The sequence below is a fragment of the Amycolatopsis sp. CFH S0740 genome, from assembly GCF_004522315.1.
GTDB classification, from domain to species: Bacteria; Actinomycetota; Actinomycetes; order Mycobacteriales; family Pseudonocardiaceae; genus Amycolatopsis; species Amycolatopsis nivea.
Genome location: NZ_SDLS01000010.1, coordinates 172,271 through 195,060 on the forward strand (window position 1 = coordinate 172,271; position 22,790 = coordinate 195,060).

Below are 22,790 nucleotides of genomic sequence, written 5' to 3' on the forward strand. Positions count from 1 at the left end.
GCCGAACGGCCATGCTCGCTGCCTTCCCGGGCAAACCGGCCGGTTTCGGCCGAACCGCTCAGCGGGTCTCGGCCAGCTCCGCGTAGGCCTCGACCAGCTGCGCCTCGGCGTCGTCGAGGTAGACCGCGAGCATCTCCGCCGTACGGATCCCGTCGCCGGTCACGAGCACATCCAGGATTTCGTGGTTGCGCGGCAGATACCGCTCATGGAAGCGGCGCGGGTCGGCCATCACATGGAACACCAGCCGCAGCTCCGCGGCGAGCGCCTGCATCAGCTCGACAATGCGCTCGCTGCCGGTGAGCGCCGCCAGTTCCGCGTGGAAGCGGATGTTCGCGGTGCCCAGGTCCTGCCACTGCGCCTGCTTCGCCGCGCGATCGCCGTCCGCGACCGTGCTGGCGATCTTTTCGTACGCCGCCGGCTTCTCGGTCACGTCGCGGACCGCCGCACACTCGATGATCTTGCGGACGCGGTAGATGTCGCGCACGTCATCGACGCTCGGCACGCGCACGAACACGCCGCGGTTCAGCTCGTGCACCAGCAGCCGTTCGTGAGTCAGCAGCCGGAAAGCTTCACGGAGCGTGTTGCGGGATACCCCGAGCGCGCTGCCGATGTCCTGCTCCGAAAGCCGTACTCCGGGCAGGAAGTACCCCTCGGAAACGCGCGTGCGCAGCACGCCCGCGACGCGTTCCGCGGTGCTCGTCCGGCCAAGCAGGCCGCGATCCGCTTCCAGGCCCATCGGCTCTCCGTCGGTGACCACGTCGCCCAGCGTAGCCAGCGGACGATGAACAATAAAATGAGGGACTTGTGGGATTGTTGAACGATCCGTACGGTAGTGGCCATGTGACTCGTGCCACCATGAGTTCGTCCCCCTGTGAGGTGCCCTATGAACGTCAACGTCGCCGACGGCACCGCGAACGCGGCCCGCCCGTTCGGCTGGTATCGCTCGCTCGGCCACAAGGGCCGCCGCGCCTTCCTCGGCGCGTTCGGCGGCTACGGCCTCGATTCGTTCGACTACCAGACCCTGCCCTTCGGCCTGGCCGCGATCACCGCCTACTTCGGCATCACGTCCGGAGAAGCGGGCCTGCTCAGCACCGTCACGCTGGTCGTGTCCGCGATCGGCGGCGTCGGAGCCGGCGTGCTCGCCGACCGCATCGGCCGCGTCCGCACGCTGCAGCTCACCATCGCGATGTACACGATCTTCACGGTGCTCTGCGGTTTCGCGCCGAACTTCGAAACGCTGCTGATCTTCCGCGGCCTGCAGGGCCTCGGGTTCGGCGGCGAATGGGCGGTCGGCGCCGCGCTGGTCGCCGAGTACTGCTCGGCCAAGTACCGCGGCCGCACGGTGGCGTTCGTGCAGAGCGCGTGGGCGGTCGGCTGGGGCCTGCTGGTGATCGTCTACACGGTGCTGTTCAGCGTGCTCGACCAGGACATCGCCTGGCGCGTGCTGTTCTGGGTCGGCGTCATTCCGGCGCTGCTCGTGCTGTGGGTGCGGCGCAGCGTCGAAGACGCGCCAGAGGCCGCCGAACGGCGGGTTTCCGCGAAAGTCAAAGGCTCGCTCGCCGGGATTTTCCGGCCGAATCTCTTGCGCACCACGGTGTTCGCCGCGCTCCTCGCGACCGGCGTCCAGGGCGGCTACTACACGCTGTTCACCTGGATGCCGAAGTACCTGCAGAGCAGCCGCGGCCTGTCCGTGGTGAACACCGGCGGCTACTTCGCGCTGCTGATCCCGGGCGCGTTCATCGGTTACGTCTGCGGCGGCTATCTCACCGACCTGCTCGGCCGGAAGAAGACGTTCCTGCTGTTCTCCGTCGTGTCCGCGCTGCTGATCGTGCTGTTCGTGCAGCTGCCCTACGGCGCGAACGGCCTGATGCTGCTGATCAGTTTCCCGCTCGGCTTCTCGACTTCGGCGATCTTCAGCGGCTTCGGCGCGTACCTCGCCGAGCTGTACCCGACCGCCCTGCGCGCCACCGGACAGGGCTTCACCTACAACTTCGGCCGCGCGGTCGGTGCCGCTTTCCCCGCCGTGGTGGGCTTTTTGGGTGCGGGCGGCGCGATCGTGCTCGGCGCGGTCGGCTACGCGATCGCCGCGGTAGCGCTGCTCGGGCTGCCGGAAACGCGAGGCAAGGAACTGGTGGAGGTATGACGACTTCCTACGATCCTTCGACGCTCACCCCGGCCGAGGCCCGCGCGCTCTTCCGCGCCGGCACCGAACGCCCGACCACCGGCTGGGCCGACGGTTACGCCCAGACCAACCTGATCGCCGTCCCCGCGGACTGGGCCGACGACGTCCGCGAGTTCTGCGCCCGCAACCCGCGGCCGTGCCCGGTGCTCGACGTCAGCGAACCGGGCGACCCGACGACGCGGCTCGCGCCCGGCGCGGACCTGCGCACCGACCTGCCGCGCTACCGGGTGTGGCACAACGGCGCGCTGACCAGCGAAATCGCCGACGCCACCGGGGTATGGCGCAGCGACATGGTCGCGTTCTCCATCGGCTGCAGCTTCAGCTTCGAGACGCTGCTGCGTGCCGCGGGCATCCCGCTGCGGCACGTGGAGCAGGGCCGCAACGTCTCGATGTACGTGACGAACCGGCAGTGCGAACCGGCTGGCCGATTGAGCGGTCCGATGGTGGTGTCGATGCGGTACATCCCGGAAACCCTGGTCGAGGACGCGGTGCGGATCACCGCCGCGATGCCCGCGGTGCACGGCGCTCCGGTGCACGTCGGCGACCCGGCCGAACTGGGCATCGCCGACCTCGCCCGGCCGGATTTCGGCGATCCGGTCGACGCAGAGCCCGGGGACGTGCCGGTGTTCTGGGCCTGCGGCGTCACCCCGCAGGCGGCGCTGATGGCGTCCCGGCCGCCGTTCGCCGTCACGCACGCCCCCGGGTACATGTTCTTGACTGACCAACCCGATCGCGACTACCAGGTGGGATGACATGGACCTCAACAGCGACCTCGGCGAAGGCTTCGGCGCCTGGACCATGGGCGACGACGAAGCCATGCTCGACATCGTGACCAGCGCGAACATCGCGTGCGGCTTCCACGCGGGCGACGCGCGCGTGATGCGCCGCGTGTGCGAACGCGCGGCCGAACGCGGCGTCACCATCGGCGCGCACGTCGGCTACCGCGACTTGGCAGGCTTCGGCCGTCGCGCGCTCGACATCGCGCCGGAAGACCTCGCGGACGAAGTGCTGTACCAAATCGGCGCTCTCGACGCCTTCGCGCGCGCGGCGCACAGCTGCGTGCGTTACGTGAAGGCGCACGGCGCGCTGTACAACACCGCAGCTGTTGATCCGGAACAGGCGGCTGCGCTTGTCGAAGGCGTACGGCGCTATCACACCGATCTGGCACTGCTGTGTCCTCCGGACTCCGAAATGCTGCGCGCGGCTCAAGCGGCGGGCGTGCCTGCGTACGCAGAAGCGTTCGCCGACCGCGCGTACACGCCTGAAGGACGACTGGTGTCGCGCAAACTGCCGGGGGCGGTACTGCACGACGCCGACGAAGTCGCCGCGCGTGCGCTCACCATGGCGACCACCGGCGAGGTGGTCGACGCCGACGGCGGCAAGCTCACGCTACGGGCGGATTCCCTGTGCGTACACGGAGATACGCCCGGCGCGGTCGAGCTGGCCCGGCGGATTCGCGAGCTGCTCACCGAATCCGGCGTGGTGCTGAGGTCGTTCGTGTGAGCCAGACGAGCACTGTTTTGCGCTACGGCCGTTCCGCGTTGCTGGTGGAGGTCGACGACGTACTCGGTTTCCAGGCGGCCTGCGAAGCCGCCCAGCCCGAGGGCGTCGTTGAGCTCGTGCCCGCCGCACGCACTCTGCTGGTCCGGTTCGATCGGGCCCGCACCGATTCGGCCACGCTCGCTCGTTCGCTTGCTTCACTGTCCACAATGGATGTTTCCGAACGCTCAGCGGACACCGTCACCTTGCCGGTGCGTTACGACGGGGCTGACCTGGCGGACGTCGCCGAGGCCGCCGGATTGTCGGTTTCCGAGGTCGTGCAACGGCATTCGGCAGCCACCTACGTCGCGGCGTTCTGCGGTTTCGCGCCCGGTTTCGCCTACCTGACCGGCCTCGACCCGGTGTTGCACCTGCCGCGCCGCAGCACGCCGCGCACGCGCGTGCCCGCGGGTGCGGTCGCGATCGCCGGCGAGTACAGCGCGGTCTACCCGCATCCGTCACCCGGCGGCTGGAACCTGCTCGGCCACAGCGACGCGCAGGTCTGGGACGTCGGCCGCGAGCAGCCGAACCTGCTGGTCCCGGGCACCCGGGTGCGGTTCGAGGCGATCCGGTGACCGGGAAGATCGAGATCCTCGCGCCCGGTCCGTTCGCGACCGTGCAAGACCTCGGCCGCCCGGGATACGCGGCAGTCGGCGTCGGCCGGTCCGGCGCGGCCGACCGGGGTTCGTTGAAACTGGCGAACCGGCTCGTCGGCAATCCGGAAACGCACGCGGCGCTCGAGGTCACCCTCGGCGGCCTGCGGCTGCGGGTTTCGGAGCACACCGTCGTCGCGGTCACCGGCGCGCAGCTGCCGATCCGCGCTGGCGGACGGGCCGCGGCCGTCGGTGCGCCGATCGTCCTGCGCCCTGGCGAAGAACTCGAACTCGGCGTCGCGTCGCTCGGCCTGCGCAGCTACCTCGCGGTGCGCGGCGGCCTGGACGTACCGCCGGTGCTCGGCGCGCGAGCCACCGACACGCTGGGCAAACTCGGCCCGCCCGTCCTCGCGGCGGGAATGACGCTGCCGATCGGTTCGGTGATCGAGCGCGACCCTTGTGTCGATCTCGCCCCGCTGCGCCAGCTCGCGGAAGAACCGGTGCTGCGCCTGGAACCCGGCCCGCGGCTGGACTGGTTCACCCCGTCCGCACTGTCCACTTTGCTCACTGCCGCCTACACCGTGACCAGCGACCTCGACCGCGTCGGCGTCCGGCTGGACGGCCCCGCGCTGACCCGCGCCCGCGTCGGCGAACTGGCCCCGGAAGCCGCCGTGCCCGGGGCGCTCCAGGTGCCGCCTTCCGGAGTGCCGATCCTGTTCCTGGCCGACCATCCGGTGACCGGCGGCTATCCCGTCGCCGCCGTCGTGGACGAGGACGATCTGGATCTCGCCGCCCAGCTCCGGCCCGGGCAGCGGGTCCGGTTCACTTCCCCGACACCCGCAACGTCAGGTTGAGCCGCCCGGTCAAGCCAAGATCCGGATCCGCCGTGCCGGGGAGGGTTTTCGGCACCCCGTGAAACGCCAGCCGCGCCGGGCCGCCGAACACGAACAGGTCGCCCGAATGCAGCTCGACATCGGTGTACGGCCGGTTGCGATGCTCGGTGTTGCCGAAGCGGAACACGCACGTGTCGCCGAGGCTCAGCGAGACCACCGGGTCCGTCGAGAGCTCGTCTTTGTCCTGGTGCATGCCCATTTTCGCGGTGGCGTCGTAGTAGTTCACGAGTGCCACGTCGGGCTGGTAGTCGTCGGCGGGCCGGTCGTAGGCGTCGGCGAGCGCGCGGCGGCCGAGCTCGGCCAGCCAGTCCGGGAACGGCTCCACCGGCGAACCGTCCTCGCGCAGCCGCTCGTAGCGGTACGGCCGCCACTGCCAGCCCAAGCAGACCGTGCGCACCGACATCACTCCGCCGCCGGGAAGCCGGGTCGCCCGGTAACCGCGCCAGCCGCGACAGGCCGTGACGAGGTCGCGTTGTTCTTGCTCGGTGAGCCAATCCGGGACGTGCACCGCGCCCGGGGAGATTTCCCGGCGCGGACGCGGCAGCAGCTCCATCACGCCGCCCCGGGGCCGGCGGCCGCAGGAGTCACCCGGACGGGCGCTCCTGCGGCGGATTCCCCTCGCCACTTGCCGCCAAGCTTCGGAGAATTCCACACCGCCGAGGGTCCCGCCAGGTCTCGATCAGCTACAACTCGGACTCGCCACCCAGGGTGTATGCCGGTCACCATTCGTCACCCGAACTCGACGACAGTCACCCCGGCCCGGGCAGGCACCGGGTCACTCATCGCAGCGAGCGCCGCTGGCACCCCGTCCAGCCCGATCCGCGTGCCGATCAACCCGGCCAGATCGATGCCGGACCGCTCCACCACGCCCAGCAGCTCGGGATACTCATACGCCTGCAGCCCATGAACCCCGACGATTTCCAACTCGCCGCCGACCACCCGATGCATCGGAATCGGCGGCACCCCCTGGCTGGGTGGCATCAGCCCGGCCTGCACGTGGCGGCCGCGCTTGCGCAAGCTGCCCACCGAAGCCGCACAGGTGGCCGGTGAACCGAGACAGTCCAGCGACACGTGCGTACCGCCGTCAGTGCGCTCACGGACGTACGCGGCCAGCGCTTCGGGCCCGTCGAACGCGCTGGCGTCGACGCTCAACACTGCGCCAGCACGCTCCGCCGCGGCACGCGCCTTCGGCGAGACGTCAACCGCAACCACCTTCGCGCCCGCAGCAGTCGCCAGGAGGACCGCGGAGATGCCTACGCCGCCACAGCCGTACACAGAGACCCACTGCCCCGCGCGTACGCCGCCCTGGCGCAACACTGCGCGAAAGGCCGTCCCGAAGCGGCAACCGAGCGCAGCAGCTTCCGCCGACGACATCGAGTCCGGCAACGCGACCAGGTTCGTCTGCGCGTGCTCGATGGCGACCTTCTCGGCGAAGGAACCCCAGTGGGTCGCACCGGGCTGGAACTCGTCGTCGCAGATCTGCTGGTCGCCCTTGGCGCACTGGGCACAGACGCCGCACGCGCACACGAACGGGACAGTGACCCGGTCGCCCTTCGTCCAGCCAACGACACCCGCACCGACCTCGACGATCCGCCCCGCGAGCTCGTGCCCGGCGACGTGCGGCAGCCGGACCGCCTCGTCGTGCCCCTGCCAGGTATGCCAATCGCTGCGGCACACCCCGGTCGCTTCGACCGCGATGACGACCCCGCCGTCCGAGGCCACCGGATCCGGTACCTCCCGCACTTCGGGAAGCACGCCGAACTCTTCGATCACGACCGCACGCATGGGGCCGATAGTAGAAGCCGCCTCGCGGACGGCTGGCTTCGCCGCCGCTTCCGACGTACCGCCACGTCCCGTCGGCCTTCCGGGAAAACCGCATCGGGTTTATCCATGCGCGGATCTTGCGAACGCGGCGGACGACGGTGCGTAAGCGTCGGGATACGCCTGCGCACTGCGCCGTCCGCCGCGGCCGGGCGCGCTCAGGAGAGCGGCTGGCCCGGCTGGTGGAACTGGCCGCGCGGACGCGGCGGGCCGAGCAGCCTGCGCAACGACCCGTCCGGGACGCCGAGGATCTGCTCGAGATTTCGCAATGCCCGCAACGATTCCGGGCGTTCCGGACGGCAGCGGCCGGATTGCCAGTGGCTCAATGTCGCGAGACTGACCGTGGTTCCCCTTCCCCGCAGCCGATATCTGATGCGTTCGAGGCCGAGCCCGCGGGCCCGGATGGCCGCGCGCAGCGCTTCGGCGAACGGGCCGGTTTCGAGCAATTGCCCGAGATCCCGTCCCGCAATACTCCCCCGGTCGATCGTCGGTGTTCGCTGACCGGTCATCGCACACGCTCCGAACCACGTCGCTGGGAAACCTCGGAGCGTAGGCCGGACACCGCATGATCGGAAGGGCTTTCACCCTTGTGCGGAGAGTGCCCGGGCAATCGCGGCGAACGGTTCGGCGTAGCCGGAATTGACCGTGACACAGGAAATCCCCCACCGCTCGCGCCAGCGGAGAAGCATTTCCCCGGCGGCGTCAGGGTTTTCCGGCACCACGGTGACCGCTTTCTCCTCGACCAGCTGCGGCACGTCGACCCCGGTGTAGCGGGCGAGCTGCGGGGACGACTTGTCCCCGATCGCGGTGAGGTTCACCGCCAATTCGACGTCCCGGCTTCCCGCGAACGAGCGAAAAGTGTCCACAATGGAGTCAGCTTGGTCCTCGGTCGTGCGCGGCCCCCAGGAAAACGTCACGACGTCGGCGGTGCGCGCGGCGAGCGCGAGCATTTTGGGCCCGGACCCCGCGAGCAATAACCGCGGCCGCTCGGGGCGCTCCGAAAGCACCTCGATGGTTTCCGCCAACCGGGCGACGCGTTCACCCGGCGAAAGAAACTCGCGGCCCAGCGTCGCGGCGTGCTTGCCCGCCCCGGGATGCCCGACGCCCAGCCCCAGCAGGAAGCGGCCGCCAGTCGCCTGATGCAGTGAATCGGCCTGCCACGCGAGGTTCCGGGCGTCGCGGAACGGATCGGCCAGCACGAAGGTGCCGACGGTGAGCGTGCTCGTGACCGCGGCGGCGGCCGGAACGAGCGTCAACGGGTCGAGCCCGCCGACCGGGTCGGTCGCGAACATCGTGTCGAGCCCGAGCTCCTCGATCCGGCGAGCCTGCGCGGTCCAGGACTCCAGATCCGGGGCGAACCCGGCGACGATGCCGAAACGGAACGGCTTGGTAGTGGTCATGCGACCCATCGTCGGCGGGTTAGCTGCCGGACACATCCGCCCAGCAGCGACACTCGCGCGTACGCCCCTCAGCGCAGGGTGACCGACAACGCCTGCGCGATCTCCTTGCCGATAGCGTGCGTAGCGGCGTCCGGCGGCTGGCCGACCTTCACCACCATCGGCCCGCCGAACGGCTGCCGCTCGACGACCTCGATCCGTTCGCCGAGCCCGATCGCGTGCTCGGTGAGGTAGCGAAGCAGGTCCGGATCGGTGTCCCACACGCGGACGATCTCGCCGACCGCACCGGGCGGCAGGTCGTCCAGGATGCGCATCGGAAGCTCCTCGACGCTGCCGTCCGGAGCCGGGATCGGATCCCCGTGCGGATCGCGAACGGGGTTGCCGAGCTTGGCCGCGATCCGGTCGACAAGCCGATCGGAAACGGCGTGCTCCAGCGCGTCGGCCTCGGCGTGGACCTCGTCCCAGGTGTAGCCGAGTTCGGAGACCAGGTACGTCTCGATCAGCCGGTGCCTGCGCAGCACCGACCGGGCGAGCTGCCGCCCCTCGGAGGTCAGCTCGATGCCGCGGTAGGGCACGTGCGCGACCAGGCCGAGCTGGGAAAGCTTGGTGACCATCCCCGACGCCGACGACGGACTCACCTCAAGCCGCCCGGCCAGCGACGCGTTGGTGACCGCCTCGCCCCGTTCGACCAGCCCGTAGATCACGCGCACGTAGTCCTCGACCGACGACGACCTCCGGACGGAACCATCTCCCATGCCGCATACGATACGGGGCCAAGCCTGCCGGGGTCGCCCGGTCAGGGGCGGTGGGGGTCGGCCGGGGGTTGTTGTCGCGGGACTGCGGTCGGTGGGAGCGTTGGTCGGCTCCCTGGTGCTCGGTCAGGTCCTAGGCGGCTGTCCGGATGCCGCTCTTCATTCTTCCCAGCTGGCAGGTCGGCGTGCGCGTTCCGCGGCGGAGGCACCCGGCCATCCGCCGCCGGTGTCCCTGCCGTTCGCGATCGCGCTGTTCTCCGCAGCCGCCCGGTGACAGCTGTCGCGTGCTTATCGACGCGACGCCCCGACTGTCAGATCACGGCCGCCAGCGGTAGCGGATCCAGCCCGGCACCGGTTCCGCGCCGAGTTGCGCGTAGAACGCCTCCGCCTTGGCGTTGCCAGCCTGCATGTCCCACTCGACGCGCCCCGTCGTGCGGGCGCGCAGTGCGTCGAGCAGTTCCCTGCCCAGCCCGTGCCTGCGGTGCTCCGGGCGGATGAACAGGTCATCGAGCCAAATACCGGGGCGTCCCTCCCACGTGGAGAAATTCCAGCTGCAGAAGGCGAACCCGGCAACGACGTCCGGACGTCCCGGCGGCGTGCACATCAGCACCCACGCCTTCGGTTCCGGACCGAACAGGTGGCTGCTCATCTCGGCGCGGTCGAGTTTGAGGTCGTGCTTGTCCTCGTAGACCGCGTGTTCCTCGATGAGGCTGCAGATCTCCTCGACATCCTCGAAGACGGCGTCGCGAACGGGCATCGGGCACCCCTTTTTTGTCGGTGGTGGCGGCTACGGTGCAGGTATCAGAGCAGGGCAATGGAAATCCGGCGCGGCGGAGCCGGTGTGGAGCGGTACGAGAGGGAAGGAGTTGGTGACGGTTGATCGGTGAATCGACAAGTGAATAGGCGCAGGATTCGGCCGGGGAGCCGTCGAGCAGTGGTGACCGCCCACCCCAACTGGCAGGCAACCCAGCCCACCAGCCGACCGCACGACGGGCCTCCCCATCACGAGGCCTCGTACCGGAGTTCTCCGCCCACCGCGGTGCCGAGCACGCGGGCGTCCTCCACAGTGGACAGTGGGTCCGCGGACAGCACCACGAAGTCCGCGAGCTTGCCCGGCTCCAGGGTGCCCAGGTAGCTCTCCGCGAAGGTCGCGTAGGCGGAGCCGTAGGTGTAAGCGCGCAGGGCCTCCGCCGGGGTCAGCGCTTCCTCTACCGCGAACGGTTCGCCGGTGGACGTGCGGCGGTGGACCATGTCGGCGAGGCCGAGCAGTGGGGCGCCGTCGACGACGGGGCGGTCTGAGCTGGCTGGCAGGACGCAGCCGGCGTCGAGGACGCTGCGGAGGCGGTAGCACCACGGCACCCGCGCTTCGCCGAGGGCTGCGCGCATGCCGTCGCCCAGTTCGTTCACGAAGCGGCCTTGCGGGGACGCGATCAGGCCCAGCGCGGCCAGGCGGGTCAGTTCCGCGGGCGGGAGCACGGCGCAGTGTTCGATGCGGTGCCGGTGGTCCGGGCGCGGGTTGGCGGCCAGGGCGGCTTCGTAGGCGTCCAGGACGACCGTGATGGCTCGGTCGCCGATGGCGTGGGTCGCGATTTGCCAGCCGGCGTCGTGGGCTCGGCGGATGGTGGCTGTCAGCTCGTCCTCGGGCACCTGGAAGTAGCCGCGGTTGTCCGGTTCGCCGTCGAACGGTTCGTGCATCGCGCAGGTGCGGCCGACTAGCGAACCGTCGGCGAAGAGTTTCATCGGGCCGATCCGCAGCCACTCGTCGCCTAGGCCGGTGCGCAGGCCTAGGTCCAGGCCGAAGCCGGCGCCGTCGGGCAGGTCGTGCAGGACGCTCGCGGCGACCATCACCGTGCTGCGGACTCGCAGGACGCCGCGTTCGCGCGCGAGCTGGTACGCGGCCAGCTCCGCGGGCGTCTCGCCGACCAGGCCGCCGCCGATGCCGGCTTCCTGGACGCTCGTGATGCCCTCGGACAGGTACTGCCGGCTCGCCCGGTCGAGGCCTCGGACTACCGATTCGAGCGGCGTCGGGTACGTCAGCGGGCGCAACAGCAACTGCGCCTGCTCGCGCAGCAAACCGGTCGGCGAGCCGTCGGCCGACTGGACTACGTCGCCGCCGACGGGGACGTTCGCGAGGTCCAGCTGGTCCAGCACCGCGGAGTTGACCAGCGTCATGTGGCCGGACGTGTGCTTGAGCCGCACGAGCATGCCGGGGGCGGCGCGGTCGAGGCCGTGCCGGTCGGGGTGCTCGCCGCCGGCGAGTTTGTTCTGGTCGTAGCCGCTGCCGACGACCCAGCTCCCGGCGGGCAGCTCGGCCGCGCGCCGCGCCACCGCGTCGTACACCTCGTCGACGCTGCGGCAGTCGCTGAGCGGCACGTCGTCCAGGCCCATGCCGAACCAGGCCATGTGGTTGTGCGCGTCGTGGAACCCGGGTGCGACGAAACCCCCGCCGAGGTCCACCCGGCGGCGGGCGGACAGTTCGCGCGCGTCGTCGCCCAGCGCCACGATCCGGCCGTGCAGCACCGCCAGCGCGGTGTCGCCGGTGACCAGCCTGGCGTTCTCGTACACCGCGTCAACCTGCATGCCCTGGACACTATCGATCGATCGATCGAACGTCTAGGCTCCCCTCCATGAGCACCGTTGACCTGGCCCTCGAGGGCGGCATCGCGCAGATCCGGCTGAACCGGCCCGAGCGGCTCAACGCCGTCGCGCCCGTGCTGGTGGACGACTTCCTCACCGCGCTGGAGGAGGTCGCGCACAGCGAAGCCCGCGTCGTCCTCCTCACCGGCAACGGCCGCGCCTTCTGCGCCGGGCACGACCTGAAGGAACCCACCCCGGAGGGTGACTCCCGGGCGAGGCTGGAGCGGCTCCAGGACGTCACGCGCCGGCTGCGCGCGCTGCGGCAGCCGGTGATCGCCGCCGTGCACGGGTACGCGATCGGCGCGGGCGCGGAGTTCGCGCTGGGCTGCGACCTGATCCTGGCCGCCGAGGACGCGGTGTTCGCGTTCCCCGAGGTGTCGCTGGGGCTGAGCGTCACCGGTGCCGCGTCGAGGCTGCTCCCGCTGCTGGTCGGGCCGATCAAGGCGAAGGAACTGCTGCTGCTCGGCGACCGGTTCGACGGCCGGCGCGCGCACGATCTCGGCCTCGTCAACGCCGCCGTGCCAGCGGACGAGCTGATGCCCCTCGCGCTCGGCTGGGCGGAGAAGATCGCCCATCACCCGCCGGAGGCCGCCACGATGGCGAAGCGTGCGCTGGACGCCGGGATCGACCACGCCTTCGACTCGGCGCTCGAACTCGAGGTCACCCACGCCCTGATCACCGAGCACTCGGCCGCCGTCCGCGAGTCGACCGAAGCGTTCCGGAGCCGGGCGTGACGCCGCTGCAGAACGTCGACACGCTGGTCGCCCTGGTCACGCGCGCCGCGCAGCTCTGGCCGGAGCGCACCGCGTGGATCTTCGACAGCACCGGCACCAGGTTCACCTTCGCCGAGGTCGACGACCGCAGCGGACGCCTGGCTAAAGCGCTCCAGGAACAAGGCGTCCAGGCAGGCGATCGCGTCGCGGTGATGCTCCGCAACGAGCCGGAATTCCCGCTCATGTGGCTCGCGCTCGCCAAACTCGGCGCCGTTCTGGTTCCGGTGAACATCAACTACCGCGAATTCGACGGCGCGCACGTCCTGCGCCACTCCGGCGCGCGCTTGGCGGTAGCCGCCGAAGAGTTCGTGGAACTGCTGGAGAAAATCGCGCCGGAAACAGCCGTGGAACGCGTCCTCGCACCGGACGCGCTCAAGTCGGAAACACGCTGTGAACCTGAATTGGTGGTGGCCGAACAGCCGGTCAACATCCAGTACACCTCCGGCACCACCGGCGCGCCGAAGGGCTGCGTGCTGCCGCACCGGTACTGGACCACGCTCGCGATCGGACTCGCCACCGACTTCCCCGCCGTCGGCGAAGACGACATTCTGCTTACCGCACAACCGTTCCACTACATTGATCCACAGTGGAATGTCGCGCTCGCGCTGGCCGCCGGAGCGACGCTCGTCGTACTGGACCGCTTCCACCCCTCCACGTTCTGGGCGAAGGTCCGCGAGTACGAGGTCACCTGGTTCTACTGCCTCGGCCTGATGCCGACGCTGCTGCTGCGCCAGCCGCCGCATCCGGACGACCGGAACCACCGCGTCCGCGCGATCAGCGCGTCGGCGATCCCGCCGGACCTGCACGCTCAGCTGGAAGAACGCTGGGGCGTGCCGTGGTACGAGGCGTTCGGGATGACCGAGACCGGCGGGGACATCCGGGTTTCCGAGTCCGACCACGACGCCGCGGTGGGCACCGGCTGCATCGGACGGCCGACCCGCGACCGCGAAGCGATGATCGCCGGCGAGGGCGGGAAACCGTTGCCTCGTGGGGAAACCGGCGAGCTGCTGATCCGCGGCATCGGGCTGATGCACGGCTACCACGAGGATCCCGAAGCGACCGCGCGCGCGTTCGCCGGCGGCTGGTTCCACACCGGCGACCTCGCCCGGATGGACGACGAAGGCCGCGTCTACTACCTCGGCCGCACCAAGGACATGATCCGGCGCAGCGGCGAGAACATCTCCGCCGACGAGGTCGAGCGCGCGCTGCTGCAACATCCGAAGGTGCAGCTCGCGGCCGTCCTCGCGGTGCCGGACGAACTGCGCGGCGAGGAAGTGAAGGCGTACGTCGTGTGCGGCGAGAACCGGCCGTCGCCCGAGGAGCTGGCGGAGTTCTGCGCGCAGCAACTGGCGTACTTCAAGGTGCCGCGCTTCTGGGCCTTCGCGGACGACCTGCCGCGCACGCCGTCCGAACGCGTCGCGAAGGGCGAACTGCGGAAGGTCGCCGACCTGCGCGCCGGTTCCTGGGACCGCAGCACCGGGGAGTGGCGATGAGCAGCGCCGAACGCGTCCGGGCGGCCGCCGTGAAACTGTTCGCCACCAAGGGTTTCCACGGCACAGGCATTCGGGATCTGGCCCTGGAAGCCGAACTTTCTTCGGCGACGCTCTACCACTACATGGGTACCAAGGAAGATCTTCTTGTCGAGATCATGACGACCTCGCTGCACCGCCTGATCGACGCGGTCGCGAAGGCCACCGCGGGCAGCGACGATCCGGTGGCCCGGATGCGCACGCTGGTCGCGCTGCACGTCCTCGCGCACGCCGCCCAGCCGGGCGAAACCCGGGTGGTGGACAACGAAGTCGACGCGCTTTCGGCTCCGGCGCGTGCCCAGGTCGTCGCGCTGCGGGACGCATACGAGCAGTTCTGGGCGAAGGCGATCGAAGACGGCGCCGCGGCGAACGTGTTCCACACCGCACAACCGGCCGTGACGCGGCTCGCATTGCTGGAAATGTGCAGCGGCGTGGCCCGGTGGTATTCCCCGAAGGGCCCGCTCAAGCTCGAAGACCTGGCCACGCACTACGCGGAGCTGGCATTGCGGGCCCTCGGACATCCGGTCGCGGTGCGTGCGCACGACCTCCGGCAATGCCTCGAAGTGGTCGCCCAGGTGTGGGACTTGCCTGTCCAAGAGGGCTTTTAGCGCCGTACGCCTTGCTCAGACGGCGAACGTGGGGGACGCTCGAAGGGTGACTGAGCAAACGATCCAACTCGAACTGGACGACTCGGGTCTCTCTCCTGGCCTGCCCGCGCCTTCAAACCCGCGCGATCAGGTCCAGGACGTGCCGTATCGACCAGTCGAGTTTCGTGACGACGACCTGCCCAGCGCGCTCGAGCGCTGCGCAGTCTGGCTGCGCCAAGCGCAGGAGTGGCTGGGAGAACCGCTCGACGTCCTCGCGATCCACCTAGACTACGACGAGCGACAGGGTTCGCCCTACTACGACGTGAAATTGCTGTGCAACGAGGAGGACCTAGCCGGGGTCCCGATCGCGATGCGCGACAAGAACAAGTCTTAGCACTCGTCATCTCCGCCGCGAAGGCCCTCTCGGACTCCGAGGGGGCCTTCGCCGCGTTCGGGATAGGGGCATGACAAACCTCGGCGCGCCCGGGCAAGATCGGAGGCGGACGAGGGAGGGTATGCCGGTGACCGAAATCGTGGTGCGCTGGTCCGAACCGCTGCCCGCGGAGGACCGCTACCTGAAGCTGCTGGACGACCTGGAGAGAGGCCGCTACGACGCGTACCGGCTCGAAATCGACCAGCGCCGCTTCCTGACCGGCCGGGTGCTCGCGAAGACCCTCGTCGCGGAACGGCTCGGCGGCGGGGCGGAGTCCGTGCGCTTCGACGCGACCTGCGACGACTGCGGCAAACCGCACGGCCGTCCGCGCGTGCCGGGTTCGGACCTCGTGCTGTCGATCTCGCATTCGGGCAATCTGATCGGCCTCGCGGTCGCCGACGGCGTGCCGGTAGGCCTCGACGTCGAAACCGCCAGCCGCAAGGCGGACGCGTCGCTCGTGGAGTACGCGCTGAGCCCGGCCGAACGGGAAGCCGTCGCGGGCCTGTCGGACGAGGAGCGTTCGGCGGCCTTCTTCATCTACTGGACGCGCAAGGAAGCGGTGATGAAGGCCACCGGCAAGGGGCTGAAGATCCCGCTGCAGAGCATCACGTTCTCCCGCTACGACGCTCCCGCCGAGCTGATGGCCTCCGGTGACGAGGCGCTGGATCCGGCGCGCACCCGGCTAGCCGACCTCAAGGCGGCGGACGGGCACCGGGCGGCGGTCGCGGCGTTGACCTCGGACAGCCTGAGCGTCACCGAGGAGCACTGGCTGCCGTAAGCCTCAGGACGCGCTGTCGTCCAGCCCCATCGCGCCGAGCAGGGTGCGGAACTTCGCGATCGTCTCCTGGTACTCGGTGTCCGGGTCCGACGCGGGCACGATGCCGCCGCCCGCGAAGAGCCGCATCGACTTCTCGGCCACCTCGGCGCAGCGGATCGCGACGGCCCACTCGCCGTCTCCCGCAGCGTCGACCCAGCCGACCGCGCCCGCGTAGTACCCGCGGTCGAACGGCTCCAGTTCCTGCACCAGGTCGCGCGCGGCGACGGTCGGGGTGCCGCAGACGGCCGGGGTCGGGTGCATGGCGGCAGCGAGGTCGAGGGCGGTCACCGAGCGGTCCGCCAGCTCGCCGGTGATGGACGTCCGCAGGTGCCAGATGGCGGGTGTGGAGACCAGCTCAGGGCCGGCCGGGACGTCGAGTTTGCGGCAGAACGGCCGCAGCGACTCGACGACGTAGTCGATCACCAGGTCGTGCTCTTCCCGGTCCTTCGCGGACGCGAGGAGGGCTTCGCCGTTGGCCCGGTCGGTCTCCGGGTCGGCCGAACGCGGCATCGACCCGGCGTGCGGGGTCGTGAACACGGAGTCACCCGTGCGGGAAAGCAGCAGCTCAGGGGTGGCCCCGACGAGCGTGCGGCCGCCGGGCAGTTCGGCGGCGTAAGTGAAGTGGCGCGGGTTGCCGCGCGCGAGGTTGCGCACGATCGCCTCGACCGGGATCGGGGCGTCGAACTCCAGCTCGAGCGCACGGGCCAGCACGGCTTTGCGCAGGTCACGGTCGCGCAGAGCGGCGACGGCCGCCCGCACGTTCTCGCGGTGGCCGTCGGCGGAGGGAAGCCGCCGGGTGGCCGCCGGGGCGGGCAGGTCGGCGGCGGGCGGCGCGGCCGAGGCCTCGCCTTGGGCGCGGTGCACCGTCCGGGGCAGCACGAGGTGCCCCGGCGAGGCAGCGCCGGGTCCAGTGTCGAACGGCAGCACGCCGACGGCGAGCGGCACGCCGGAACGGTCCAGCTCAGCGGCAGCCGAGCGGGCGAGGCGGCGTGGGTCGGCGTCGGTGACTGTCCCGAGCGCGCCGCGGGCGAGCAGGGCGCGCCGGGCGGTCGCGAACAAGAAGTCGCCACGCTGGTAGCGGACGGTGGTCTCGGCCGGGGTCGCCGGCGCGGTACTGGTCGTCACTTCACCAGCGTCTCAGGATCCGGGAGCGCCGCGGGGAAAGTGTCGCCGGTGCAACACCTCGCGCCACCTTCCCCGCGGCCGCCGGATCAGCGTTACTTGAGCGCGTCGATCAGCGCTTCGCGCTGCCGTTCGCCCAGGCCAGCGGCCCGGCGGTCGGGGTCGATCCCCGCCTGCTCGAGCAGCGCGGCGACCTTGACCGCGCCCAGGCCGGGCACCGCCTTGAGAAGCTGCGTGACCTTCGTCTTGCCGACGGTCTTGTTCTCCTTGGCCCGCTTGAGCACCGACTCGATGCTCTCCTTGCCGGACTTGATCGAAGCGAGCAGCTCCGAACGCGCCTTACGAGCCTCTGCCGCCTTGGCGAGGGCCTCGGCGCGCTGCTCCGGAGTCAACGTGGGCAGAGCCAACGTAATGTCCTTTCCTCTCAGGTCTCCGCTTTCGCGGCCGACGGTCTCAGCCGATGCTTGCAGCTGCAAGCGCTGGCCAGCCATCACTTACCACGGCCCCAGTAAACGCCACGTGCCCGCAGTACGCGCAACCGACACGCACTTATCACCCGTCGACGGGCGCGGCGGACCTGCGCGAGGGGACCCCTCGCGACCTGTGAAAACGGCCTCGATGGGCTCATTTCCACCCCCATTACCTCACCCGAACGAGAGTGTATTTCACCGCAGTTAACACAACGCATTTTCTTGTCCCGCAACGGGAATCGCGACAGAAGTGGATCATGGAAGCGCGGGGCCGCCACCCGATGGCGGGAGAGGGCCGACAAGCCGTGACCGAACTTGTTCGTGCCCGATCCGGCGGATCCGCATTAGAGTCGGGCGCACCCCAGTTCACCGGCGAACGAGCACCACGGGAGTCACCCATGTTGAGCACGATGCAGGACGGACAGCTGTCGCTCGCGAAGCTGCTGCGCCACGGCACGAAGGTGCACGCGAAGAGCGAAGTCGTCACCTGGACCGGTTCAGAAGCCCGCCGGGAGACCTATGCGGAGCTCGGCAAGCACGCCGCCCGGCTCGCGAACGCGCTGCGCGGTCTCGGCGTCACCGGCGACCAGCGGGTCGGCACGTTCATGTGGAACAACGCCGAGCACCTCGCGGCCTACCTGGCAGTGCCCGCCATGGGCGCGGTGCTGCACACGCTGAACATCCGGCTGTTCCCGGAGCAGCTGGTCTTCGTGGCGAACCACGCGGAAGACCACGTCATCATCGTCGACGGCACGCTCGTGCCGCTGCTGGCGAGCAACCTGCCGGGGATGAAGACGGTCAAGCACGTGATCGTGGCCAACGGCGACGCGTCCGCGCTGACCGCGCCCGAGGGCGTCACCGTGCACTCCTACGACGAGCTGCTGGCCGGGCAGTCCGACGAGTTCGACTGGCCGGAGATCGACGAGCGGGCCGCCGCCGCGATGTGCTACACCTCCGGCACCACGGGCGACCCGAAGGGCGTCGTCTACTCGCACCGGTCGATCTGGCTGCACTCGATGCAGGTCTGCATGACCGACAGCATGCGGCTCGCCCAGGAAGACCTGGCGCTGGCGATCGTGCCGATGTTCCACGCGATGTCGTGGGGCCTGCCGTACGCGGCGATGATGGTCGGCGCCTCGCTGCTGATGCCGGACCGGTTCCTGCAGCCCGCCCCGATCGCCGCGCTGCTGGCCGCGGAGAAGCCGACCTTCGCCGCCGCGGTGCCGACGATCTGGCAGGGCCTGCTCGCGCACCTGGACGCGAACCCGCAGGACATCAGCCACGTGCGCGAGGTGGTCGTCGGCGGGTCGGCCGCGCCGCCGTCGCTGATGCACGCCTTCGAGGAGCGCTACAACGTGCCGATCCTGCACGCGTGGGGCATGACCGAGACGTCGCCGCTCGGCAGCGTCGCGCGTCCGCCGGCCAGCGCGACCGGCGAGGAGCGCTGGGCCTACCGCTACACCCAGGGCCGCTTCCCGGCGTCCGTGGCGGCCCGGCTGATCGGCGACGACGGCGAGGAACTGCCGTGGGACAACGAGGCGGTCGGCGAACTGGAGGTGTCCGGTCCGTGGATCGCCGGCGCCTACCACGGCGGGTCGGACATCGACCCGGAGAAGTTCCACGACGGCTGGCTGCGCACCGGTGACGTCGGCAAGATCAGCCCGGACGGCTTCCTCACGCTCACCGACCGCGCCAAGGACGTGATCAAGTCCGGCGGCGAGTGGATCTCGTCGGTGGACCTGGAGAACGCGGTGATGGGCCATCCGGCGGTCGCCGAGGCGGCGGTCGTCGGCATCCCGGACGAGAAGTGGGACGAACGCCCGCTGGTCGCCGTCGTGGTCAAGGAGGGCCAGCAGGCCACCGCCGAGGAACTGCGCGAGTACCTGTCGGACAAGGTCGCGAAGTGGCAGCTGCCGGAGAACTGGACGTTCGTGGAGGAGGTGCCCAAGACGAGCGTCGGCAAGTTCGACAAGAAGCGGCTGCGCGCGTCCTACTCCGAGGGAAAGCTCGACATCTCACACCTCTGAGCGGTAAATCTCCGGCGAGTTGTCGGCCTGGGAAGGGCTTCGTGAGGGAATCTGTTGCAGGCAAGGAGCCCTTCCCAGCACGTCGGAGGAGAACTGGGGATGCAGCAGCGGAGCAGGAGGTCGTTCCTGTCGTTGGCGGGAACGGCGGCGGTGGGCGCGGTCGCGGCCGCGTGCGGGTCGAACACCGGGCGTCCGGGGGATCCGCCGCCGTCCACGGCGATGTCGGCGGGAGCCTCGACCCCGTCGCAGGCCCCGAAGGTCACGCTGCAGCAGTGGTACCACGCCTACGGCGAGGACGGCGTGCAGCAAGCCGTCAAGAACTACGCGGCCAGCTATCCGGGCGCGAAGGTCAACGTGGTGTGGAACCCCGGCGACTACGACTCGAAGATCGTCACCGCGCTGCAGAACAGCCCGGTGCCGGACGTTTTCGAGGCGCAGGTGAAGATCGACTGGGTCCGGCAGAACCAGGTGGTGGCGCTCGACGACATCATCGGACCGGTCAAGAACGACTTCAGCCCCGCAGTGCTCGCCGCGCAGACCGTGGAGGGCAAGGTCTACGGCATTCCGCAGGCCACCGACACGCAGGTCCTCTTCTACCGCAAGAGCATGCTGCAGGCCGCCGGTGTGCAGCCGCCGCAGACCGTGGACGAGCTGATCGACGCCGCGAGCAAGCTGTCGAAGGACGGCGTGAAGGGGTTCTTCGCGGGCAATGACGGCGGGGTCGGCACGCTCACCGGGCCGCTCATGTGGTCGGCCGGGCTCGACTACCTGAAGAACAACAACCGCGAGGTCGGCTTCGACGATCCGCGCGCGGCCGCCGCGTTCAGCAAGCTGCACACGTTGAACGCCAACGGTTCCCTGCTGCTCGGCGCGCCCGCCGACTGGTCGGATCCGGGCGCGTTCGTCGACGGGCTCTGCGCGATGCAGTGGACCGGGCTGTGGAACGTCCCGAAGATCCGCGACGCGCTCAACGACGACTTCGGCGTGCTGCCGTTCCCGAAGCTGGACGACAGCGGCAAGCCGTCGGTCCCGGTCGGCGCGTACGGCGCGATGGTCAACGCGAAGAGCGCGCACGTCAACGAGGCCAAGGCGTTCGTGAAGTGGCTGTGGATCGACCAGACCGACAGCCAGCTGGAGTTCGCCACCCGCTACGGCTTCCACGTGCCCGCCCGGCAGAGCCTCATCGACAAAGCGCAGACGCTGCAAAGCGGTCCGGCCGCGGACGTGGTGAAGTTCGTCAAGGAGAACAGCCACCTCATCGGCGGTCCGGTGTGGACGCAGACGTCGAACACCGCGTTGTCGGACGCGGTCGCGAAGATCGCCAAGGAGGGCGCGGACCCGGTGGCGCAGACGAAGGCCGCGGTCACCGTCGCGCAGGCCGAGCTGAAACGCCTGTTCGGATGAAGCTGTCCCGGAAAACCCGGGACACGCTGGCGTTCTGGGGGTTCGTGGGTCCGTTCCTGCTCGGCCTGGCGATCTTCGCCTACGTGCCGATCGGGTGGAGCCTGTACCTGTCGTTCTTCGACGCGCGCAACACGGTCACCCCCAGCGTCTTCGTCGGACTGGACAACTACGCGCACATGCTCTCCGACGGCCCGTTCGTCGCGAGCCTCGGCACGTTCAGCGTGTTCGCCCTGTTCATCGTCCCGCTGACGTTCGTGCTGTCGCTGGCCTTGGCGGTCGGCGTGAACCAGCTGCGGTTCGCGAAGGCGTTCTTCCGTTCGGTGTTCTTCCTGCCGTTCGCGTGTTCGTACGTGGTGGCGTCGCTGATCTGGAAGACGTCGCTGTTCTCCGGCGTCCGCTACGGTCTCGCGAACACCGTGCTCGGCGTCTTCGGCATCGACCCGGTGGCGTGGACCGGCACCGTGCACCCGCCGCTGTACTGGGTCGTGCTGGTGACCGCCCGGCTGTGGCTGCAGCTCGGCTTCTACATGATCCTTTTCCTCGCCGCGCTGCAGCGGATTCCGCAGCATCTGTACGAGGCGGCGTGGCTCGACGGCGCGAAGCCGGGATGGCAGGTTTTCCGGCACATCACGCTGCCGCAGCTGCGCGCGACGTCGGTGGCCGTGCTGCTGCTGAATCTGATCAACGCCTACCAGGCGTTCGACGAGTTCTACAACGTCATGGGCGATTCCCGGGGTTATCCGCCGTTCGCGCGGCCGCCGCTGGTGTACCTCTACTACACCTCGCTCGGCTCCGGCGGCCAGGATCTCGGCCGCGGCAGCGCGGGCGCGATCATCCTGGCGCTGCTGATCGCCGTGGTCACCCTCCTCCAGGGCAAGCTCTTCCGGTTCGATCGGAGCGCGACATGATCCGCGCGGTGCTTCGCTGGACAGCGCTCACAGTGTCCGCGATTCTCTTTCTGCTGCCGTTCTACCTGTTGCTGCGCAACGGTCTCGCGTCGCGCGCGGAGCTCACCGCGCCGGGTTGGACTTTGTGGCCGAAGGAGATCCACTGGGAGAACTTCACGAAGCTGTTCGACCAGCAGGACGTGCCGTTCGCGCGCAGCATCGTGAACTCGGTCGTCGTCGCGGTGCTGCAAACCGTGGGCCTGTTGGTGGTGTGCTCGCTCGCCGGCTACGGCCTGGCGCGGGTGCCGTACCGGTACTCGAAGCCGGTGTTCTACGCGGTGCTGGCGACCCTGATGATCCCGACGTCGGTGACGTTCGTGCCGAGTTTCGTAGTGGTGTCGACGCTCGGCTGGCTCTCGGATTTCCGCGGCCTGGTCATCCCTGGCCTGTTCAGCGCGTTCAGCGTTTTCCTGTTCCGGCAGTACTTCCTGGACTTCCCGAAGGAACTGGAAGACGCCGGCCGCGTCGACGGCCTGTCCCGCTGGGGCGTCTTCCGCAAGATCGTGGTGCCGAACTCGCGGGGCTTCTTCGCCGCGATCGCGGTGATCACCGTGATCGGCAGCTGGAACGCGTTCCTGTGGCCGCTGATCATCGCGCAGTCGCCGGACTCGTGGACGGTGCAGGTCGCCCTGTCCGGGCTGCTGACCGCGCAGAACCCGCAGCTGAACCTGCTGTTCCTGGCCGCGGTGCTGTCGATCGTGCCGATCGTCCTGCTCTTCGCGTTCCTCCAGCGATATCTGGTACGCGGGGTCACCGAATCCGGGTTGAAAGGCTGAAAACCGTCACATCGACCCGCGACCGCGCGTAACGTTTCGCCGTTAGCCGCCGACGACTCACCGTCGCGACAGTCGCAGCAGGAGTGCACCC

Annotated in this window: 24 protein-coding genes; 14 read left to right on the forward strand and 10 right to left on the reverse strand. The window is 69.6% G+C overall.

All coding sequences use genetic code 11. The annotated features are described in order from the left end of the window. Window positions 1-58: 58 nt before the first annotated feature. Complete coding sequence (locus EIZ45_RS19410; protein WP_037811018.1) at window positions 59-736, reverse strand: GntR family transcriptional regulator; 678 nt, start codon at window positions 734-736, stop codon at window positions 59-61. 147 nt (window positions 737-883) lie between these two features. Here EIZ45_RS19410 and EIZ45_RS19415 point away from each other — a divergent pair, with 147 nt between their 5' ends. Genes EIZ45_RS19415 through EIZ45_RS19435 form a run of 5 tightly spaced genes read left to right on the forward strand, consistent with a single transcriptional unit; the run spans window position 884 to window position 5,168 of the window. Next, entirely contained in the window at window positions 884-2,143 is a 1,260-nt protein-coding gene (locus EIZ45_RS19415) for an MFS transporter (RefSeq protein WP_134665294.1), read from the forward strand. Beyond that, a complete protein-coding gene (locus tag EIZ45_RS19420) occupies window positions 2,140-2,934 on the forward strand; it encodes a putative hydro-lyase (protein ID WP_134665296.1) in 795 nt (264 codons plus the stop codon). The genes EIZ45_RS19415 and EIZ45_RS19420 overlap by 4 nt, the downstream gene beginning before the upstream one ends. Window position 2,935: 1 nt before the next feature. Then, window positions 2,936-3,685, forward strand: coding sequence for a LamB/YcsF family protein (locus EIZ45_RS19425; protein ID WP_043830637.1), 750 nt, complete (start codon window positions 2,936-2,938; stop codon window positions 3,683-3,685). Continuing rightward, complete coding sequence (locus tag EIZ45_RS19430; RefSeq protein WP_043830631.1) at window positions 3,682-4,296, forward strand: allophanate hydrolase subunit 1; 615 nt, start codon at window positions 3,682-3,684, stop codon at window positions 4,294-4,296. The genes EIZ45_RS19425 and EIZ45_RS19430 overlap by 4 nt, the downstream gene beginning before the upstream one ends. Further along, entirely contained in the window at window positions 4,293-5,168 is an 876-nt protein-coding gene (locus EIZ45_RS19435) for a biotin-dependent carboxyltransferase family protein (RefSeq protein WP_134665298.1), read from the forward strand. Before EIZ45_RS19430 ends, EIZ45_RS19435 begins: the two co-directional genes overlap by 4 nt. On the opposite strand, the gene EIZ45_RS19440 is transcribed toward EIZ45_RS19435, so the two are convergent. The 7 genes from EIZ45_RS19440 to EIZ45_RS19470 form a co-directional block, all read right to left on the reverse strand. Continuing rightward, a complete protein-coding gene (locus EIZ45_RS19440; RefSeq protein WP_370318153.1) occupies window positions 5,137-5,760 on the reverse strand; it encodes an alpha-ketoglutarate-dependent dioxygenase AlkB in 624 nt (207 codons plus the stop codon). The genes EIZ45_RS19435 and EIZ45_RS19440 overlap by 32 nt on opposite strands. Window positions 5,761-5,936: 176 nt before the next feature. Next, window positions 5,937-6,992, reverse strand: a complete 1,056-nt coding sequence (locus tag EIZ45_RS19445) for an alcohol dehydrogenase catalytic domain-containing protein (RefSeq protein ID WP_134665302.1) — start codon at window positions 6,990-6,992, stop codon at window positions 5,937-5,939. Between the two features lie 194 nt (window positions 6,993-7,186). Then, the gene (locus EIZ45_RS19450; RefSeq protein WP_037811001.1) at window positions 7,187-7,537 is read right to left on the reverse strand and encodes a hypothetical protein; all 351 of its coding nucleotides are present in this window, start codon (window positions 7,535-7,537) and stop codon (window positions 7,187-7,189) included. 72 nt (window positions 7,538-7,609) lie between these two features. After that, window positions 7,610-8,428 (reverse strand): LLM class flavin-dependent oxidoreductase, encoded by an 819-nt coding sequence (locus tag EIZ45_RS19455; RefSeq protein WP_167756495.1) that lies wholly within the window; start codon window positions 8,426-8,428, stop codon window positions 7,610-7,612. Window positions 8,429-8,496: 68 nt separating this feature from the next. Continuing rightward, on the reverse strand, window positions 8,497-9,180 hold the full coding sequence (locus EIZ45_RS19460) for a metal-dependent transcriptional regulator (RefSeq protein WP_009083739.1): 684 nt from the start codon (window positions 9,178-9,180) through the stop codon (window positions 8,497-8,499). A 313-nt stretch (window positions 9,181-9,493) separates the two neighbouring features. Next, the gene (locus EIZ45_RS19465) at window positions 9,494-9,934 is read right to left on the reverse strand and encodes a GNAT family N-acetyltransferase (protein ID WP_043830620.1); all 441 of its coding nucleotides are present in this window, start codon (window positions 9,932-9,934) and stop codon (window positions 9,494-9,496) included. A gap of 245 nt (window positions 9,935-10,179) precedes the next feature. After that, entirely contained in the window at window positions 10,180-11,757 is a 1,578-nt protein-coding gene (locus EIZ45_RS19470) for an amidohydrolase (RefSeq protein ID WP_134665306.1), read from the reverse strand. Window positions 11,758-11,804: 47 nt separating this feature from the next. Here EIZ45_RS19470 and EIZ45_RS19475 point away from each other — a divergent pair, with 47 nt between their 5' ends. The 5 genes from EIZ45_RS19475 (at window position 11,805) to EIZ45_RS19495 (ending at window position 15,914) form a co-directional block, all read left to right on the forward strand. Continuing rightward, complete coding sequence (locus EIZ45_RS19475) at window positions 11,805-12,548, forward strand: enoyl-CoA hydratase/isomerase family protein (RefSeq protein WP_134665308.1); 744 nt, start codon at window positions 11,805-11,807, stop codon at window positions 12,546-12,548. Then, window positions 12,545-14,080 carry an ATP-dependent acyl-CoA ligase gene (locus EIZ45_RS19480; protein WP_134665310.1) on the forward strand — a complete coding sequence of 512 codons (1,536 nt, stop codon included), beginning with the start codon at window positions 12,545-12,547 and terminating at the stop codon, window positions 14,078-14,080. The genes EIZ45_RS19475 and EIZ45_RS19480 overlap by 4 nt, the downstream gene beginning before the upstream one ends. Next, window positions 14,077-14,724, forward strand: a complete 648-nt coding sequence (locus EIZ45_RS19485) for a TetR/AcrR family transcriptional regulator (RefSeq protein WP_134665312.1) — start codon at window positions 14,077-14,079, stop codon at window positions 14,722-14,724. The genes EIZ45_RS19480 and EIZ45_RS19485 overlap by 4 nt, the downstream gene beginning before the upstream one ends. Window positions 14,725-14,770: 46 nt before the next feature. Beyond that, window positions 14,771-15,097 carry a hypothetical protein gene (locus tag EIZ45_RS19490; protein ID WP_037810987.1) on the forward strand — a complete coding sequence of 109 codons (327 nt, stop codon included), beginning with the start codon at window positions 14,771-14,773 and terminating at the stop codon, window positions 15,095-15,097. 127 nt (window positions 15,098-15,224) lie between these two features. Beyond that, window positions 15,225-15,914 carry a 4'-phosphopantetheinyl transferase superfamily protein gene (locus EIZ45_RS19495; RefSeq protein ID WP_037811207.1) on the forward strand — a complete coding sequence of 230 codons (690 nt, stop codon included), beginning with the start codon at window positions 15,225-15,227 and terminating at the stop codon, window positions 15,912-15,914. Window positions 15,915-15,917: 3 nt separating this feature from the next. Here the strand turns inward: EIZ45_RS19495 and EIZ45_RS19500 are convergent, their stop codons facing one another. Both EIZ45_RS19500 and mihF read right to left on the reverse strand, forming a co-directional pair. After that, window positions 15,918-17,078, reverse strand: coding sequence for an isochorismate synthase MenF (locus EIZ45_RS19500; RefSeq protein ID WP_134665314.1), 1,161 nt, complete (start codon window positions 17,076-17,078; stop codon window positions 15,918-15,920). A gap of 92 nt (window positions 17,079-17,170) precedes the next feature. Continuing rightward, entirely contained in the window at window positions 17,171-17,482 is a 312-nt protein-coding gene (gene mihF, locus EIZ45_RS19505) for an integration host factor, actinobacterial type (RefSeq protein WP_020664542.1), read from the reverse strand. Window positions 17,483-17,943: 461 nt separating this feature from the next. Here mihF and EIZ45_RS19510 point away from each other — a divergent pair, with 461 nt between their 5' ends. From EIZ45_RS19510 to EIZ45_RS19525, 4 genes are all read left to right on the forward strand, one after another. Continuing rightward, window positions 17,944-19,572, forward strand: a complete 1,629-nt coding sequence (locus EIZ45_RS19510; protein ID WP_134665316.1) for a long-chain fatty acid--CoA ligase — start codon at window positions 17,944-17,946, stop codon at window positions 19,570-19,572. Window positions 19,573-19,671: 99 nt separating this feature from the next. Further along, on the forward strand, window positions 19,672-20,976 hold the full coding sequence (locus EIZ45_RS19515) for an ABC transporter substrate-binding protein (protein WP_134665318.1): 1,305 nt from the start codon (window positions 19,672-19,674) through the stop codon (window positions 20,974-20,976). Continuing rightward, window positions 20,973-21,884, forward strand: coding sequence for a carbohydrate ABC transporter permease (locus EIZ45_RS19520; protein WP_134665320.1), 912 nt, complete (start codon window positions 20,973-20,975; stop codon window positions 21,882-21,884). The genes EIZ45_RS19515 and EIZ45_RS19520 overlap by 4 nt, the downstream gene beginning before the upstream one ends. Beyond that, a complete protein-coding gene (locus EIZ45_RS19525) occupies window positions 21,881-22,699 on the forward strand; it encodes a carbohydrate ABC transporter permease (protein WP_037810977.1) in 819 nt (272 codons plus the stop codon). The genes EIZ45_RS19520 and EIZ45_RS19525 overlap by 4 nt, the downstream gene beginning before the upstream one ends. Window positions 22,700-22,790 lie beyond the last annotated feature (91 nt).

Excerpts from the sequence above, each read along its gene's own strand:
- EIZ45_RS19445 (WP_134665302.1), bottom strand. The coding sequence starts at position 6,992 with ATGCGTGCGGTCGTGATCGAAGAGTTCGGCGTGCTTCCCGAAGTGCGG.
- EIZ45_RS19460 (WP_009083739.1), bottom strand. The coding sequence starts at position 9,180 with ATGGGAGATGGTTCCGTCCGGAGGTCGTCGTCGGTCGAGGACTACGTG.
- EIZ45_RS19475 (WP_134665308.1), top strand. The coding sequence starts at position 11,805 with ATGAGCACCGTTGACCTGGCCCTCGAGGGCGGCATCGCGCAGATCCGG.
- EIZ45_RS19410 (WP_037811018.1), bottom strand. The coding sequence starts at position 736 with ATGGGCCTGGAAGCGGATCGCGGCCTGCTTGGCCGGACGAGCACCGCG.
- EIZ45_RS19520 (WP_134665320.1), top strand. The coding sequence starts at position 20,973 with ATGAAGCTGTCCCGGAAAACCCGGGACACGCTGGCGTTCTGGGGGTTC.
- EIZ45_RS19425 (WP_043830637.1), top strand. The coding sequence starts at position 2,936 with ATGGACCTCAACAGCGACCTCGGCGAAGGCTTCGGCGCCTGGACCATG.
- EIZ45_RS19455 (WP_167756495.1), bottom strand. The coding sequence starts at position 8,428 with ATGACCACTACCAAGCCGTTCCGTTTCGGCATCGTCGCCGGGTTCGCC.
- EIZ45_RS19420 (WP_134665296.1), top strand. The coding sequence starts at position 2,140 with ATGACGACTTCCTACGATCCTTCGACGCTCACCCCGGCCGAGGCCCGC.
- EIZ45_RS19470 (WP_134665306.1), bottom strand. The coding sequence starts at position 11,757 with ATGCAGGTTGACGCGGTGTACGAGAACGCCAGGCTGGTCACCGGCGAC.
- EIZ45_RS19485 (WP_134665312.1), top strand. The coding sequence starts at position 14,077 with ATGAGCAGCGCCGAACGCGTCCGGGCGGCCGCCGTGAAACTGTTCGCC.
- EIZ45_RS19440 (WP_370318153.1), bottom strand. The coding sequence starts at position 5,760 with ATGGAGCTGCTGCCGCGTCCGCGCCGGGAAATCTCCCCGGGCGCGGTG.
- EIZ45_RS19525 (WP_037810977.1), top strand. The coding sequence starts at position 21,881 with ATGATCCGCGCGGTGCTTCGCTGGACAGCGCTCACAGTGTCCGCGATT.
- EIZ45_RS19465 (WP_043830620.1), bottom strand. The coding sequence starts at position 9,934 with ATGCCCGTTCGCGACGCCGTCTTCGAGGATGTCGAGGAGATCTGCAGC.
- EIZ45_RS19450 (WP_037811001.1), bottom strand. The coding sequence starts at position 7,537 with ATGACCGGTCAGCGAACACCGACGATCGACCGGGGGAGTATTGCGGGA.
- EIZ45_RS19510 (WP_134665316.1), top strand. The coding sequence starts at position 17,944 with ATGTTGAGCACGATGCAGGACGGACAGCTGTCGCTCGCGAAGCTGCTG.
- EIZ45_RS19515 (WP_134665318.1), top strand. The coding sequence starts at position 19,672 with ATGCAGCAGCGGAGCAGGAGGTCGTTCCTGTCGTTGGCGGGAACGGCG.
- EIZ45_RS19415 (WP_134665294.1), top strand. The coding sequence starts at position 884 with ATGAACGTCAACGTCGCCGACGGCACCGCGAACGCGGCCCGCCCGTTC.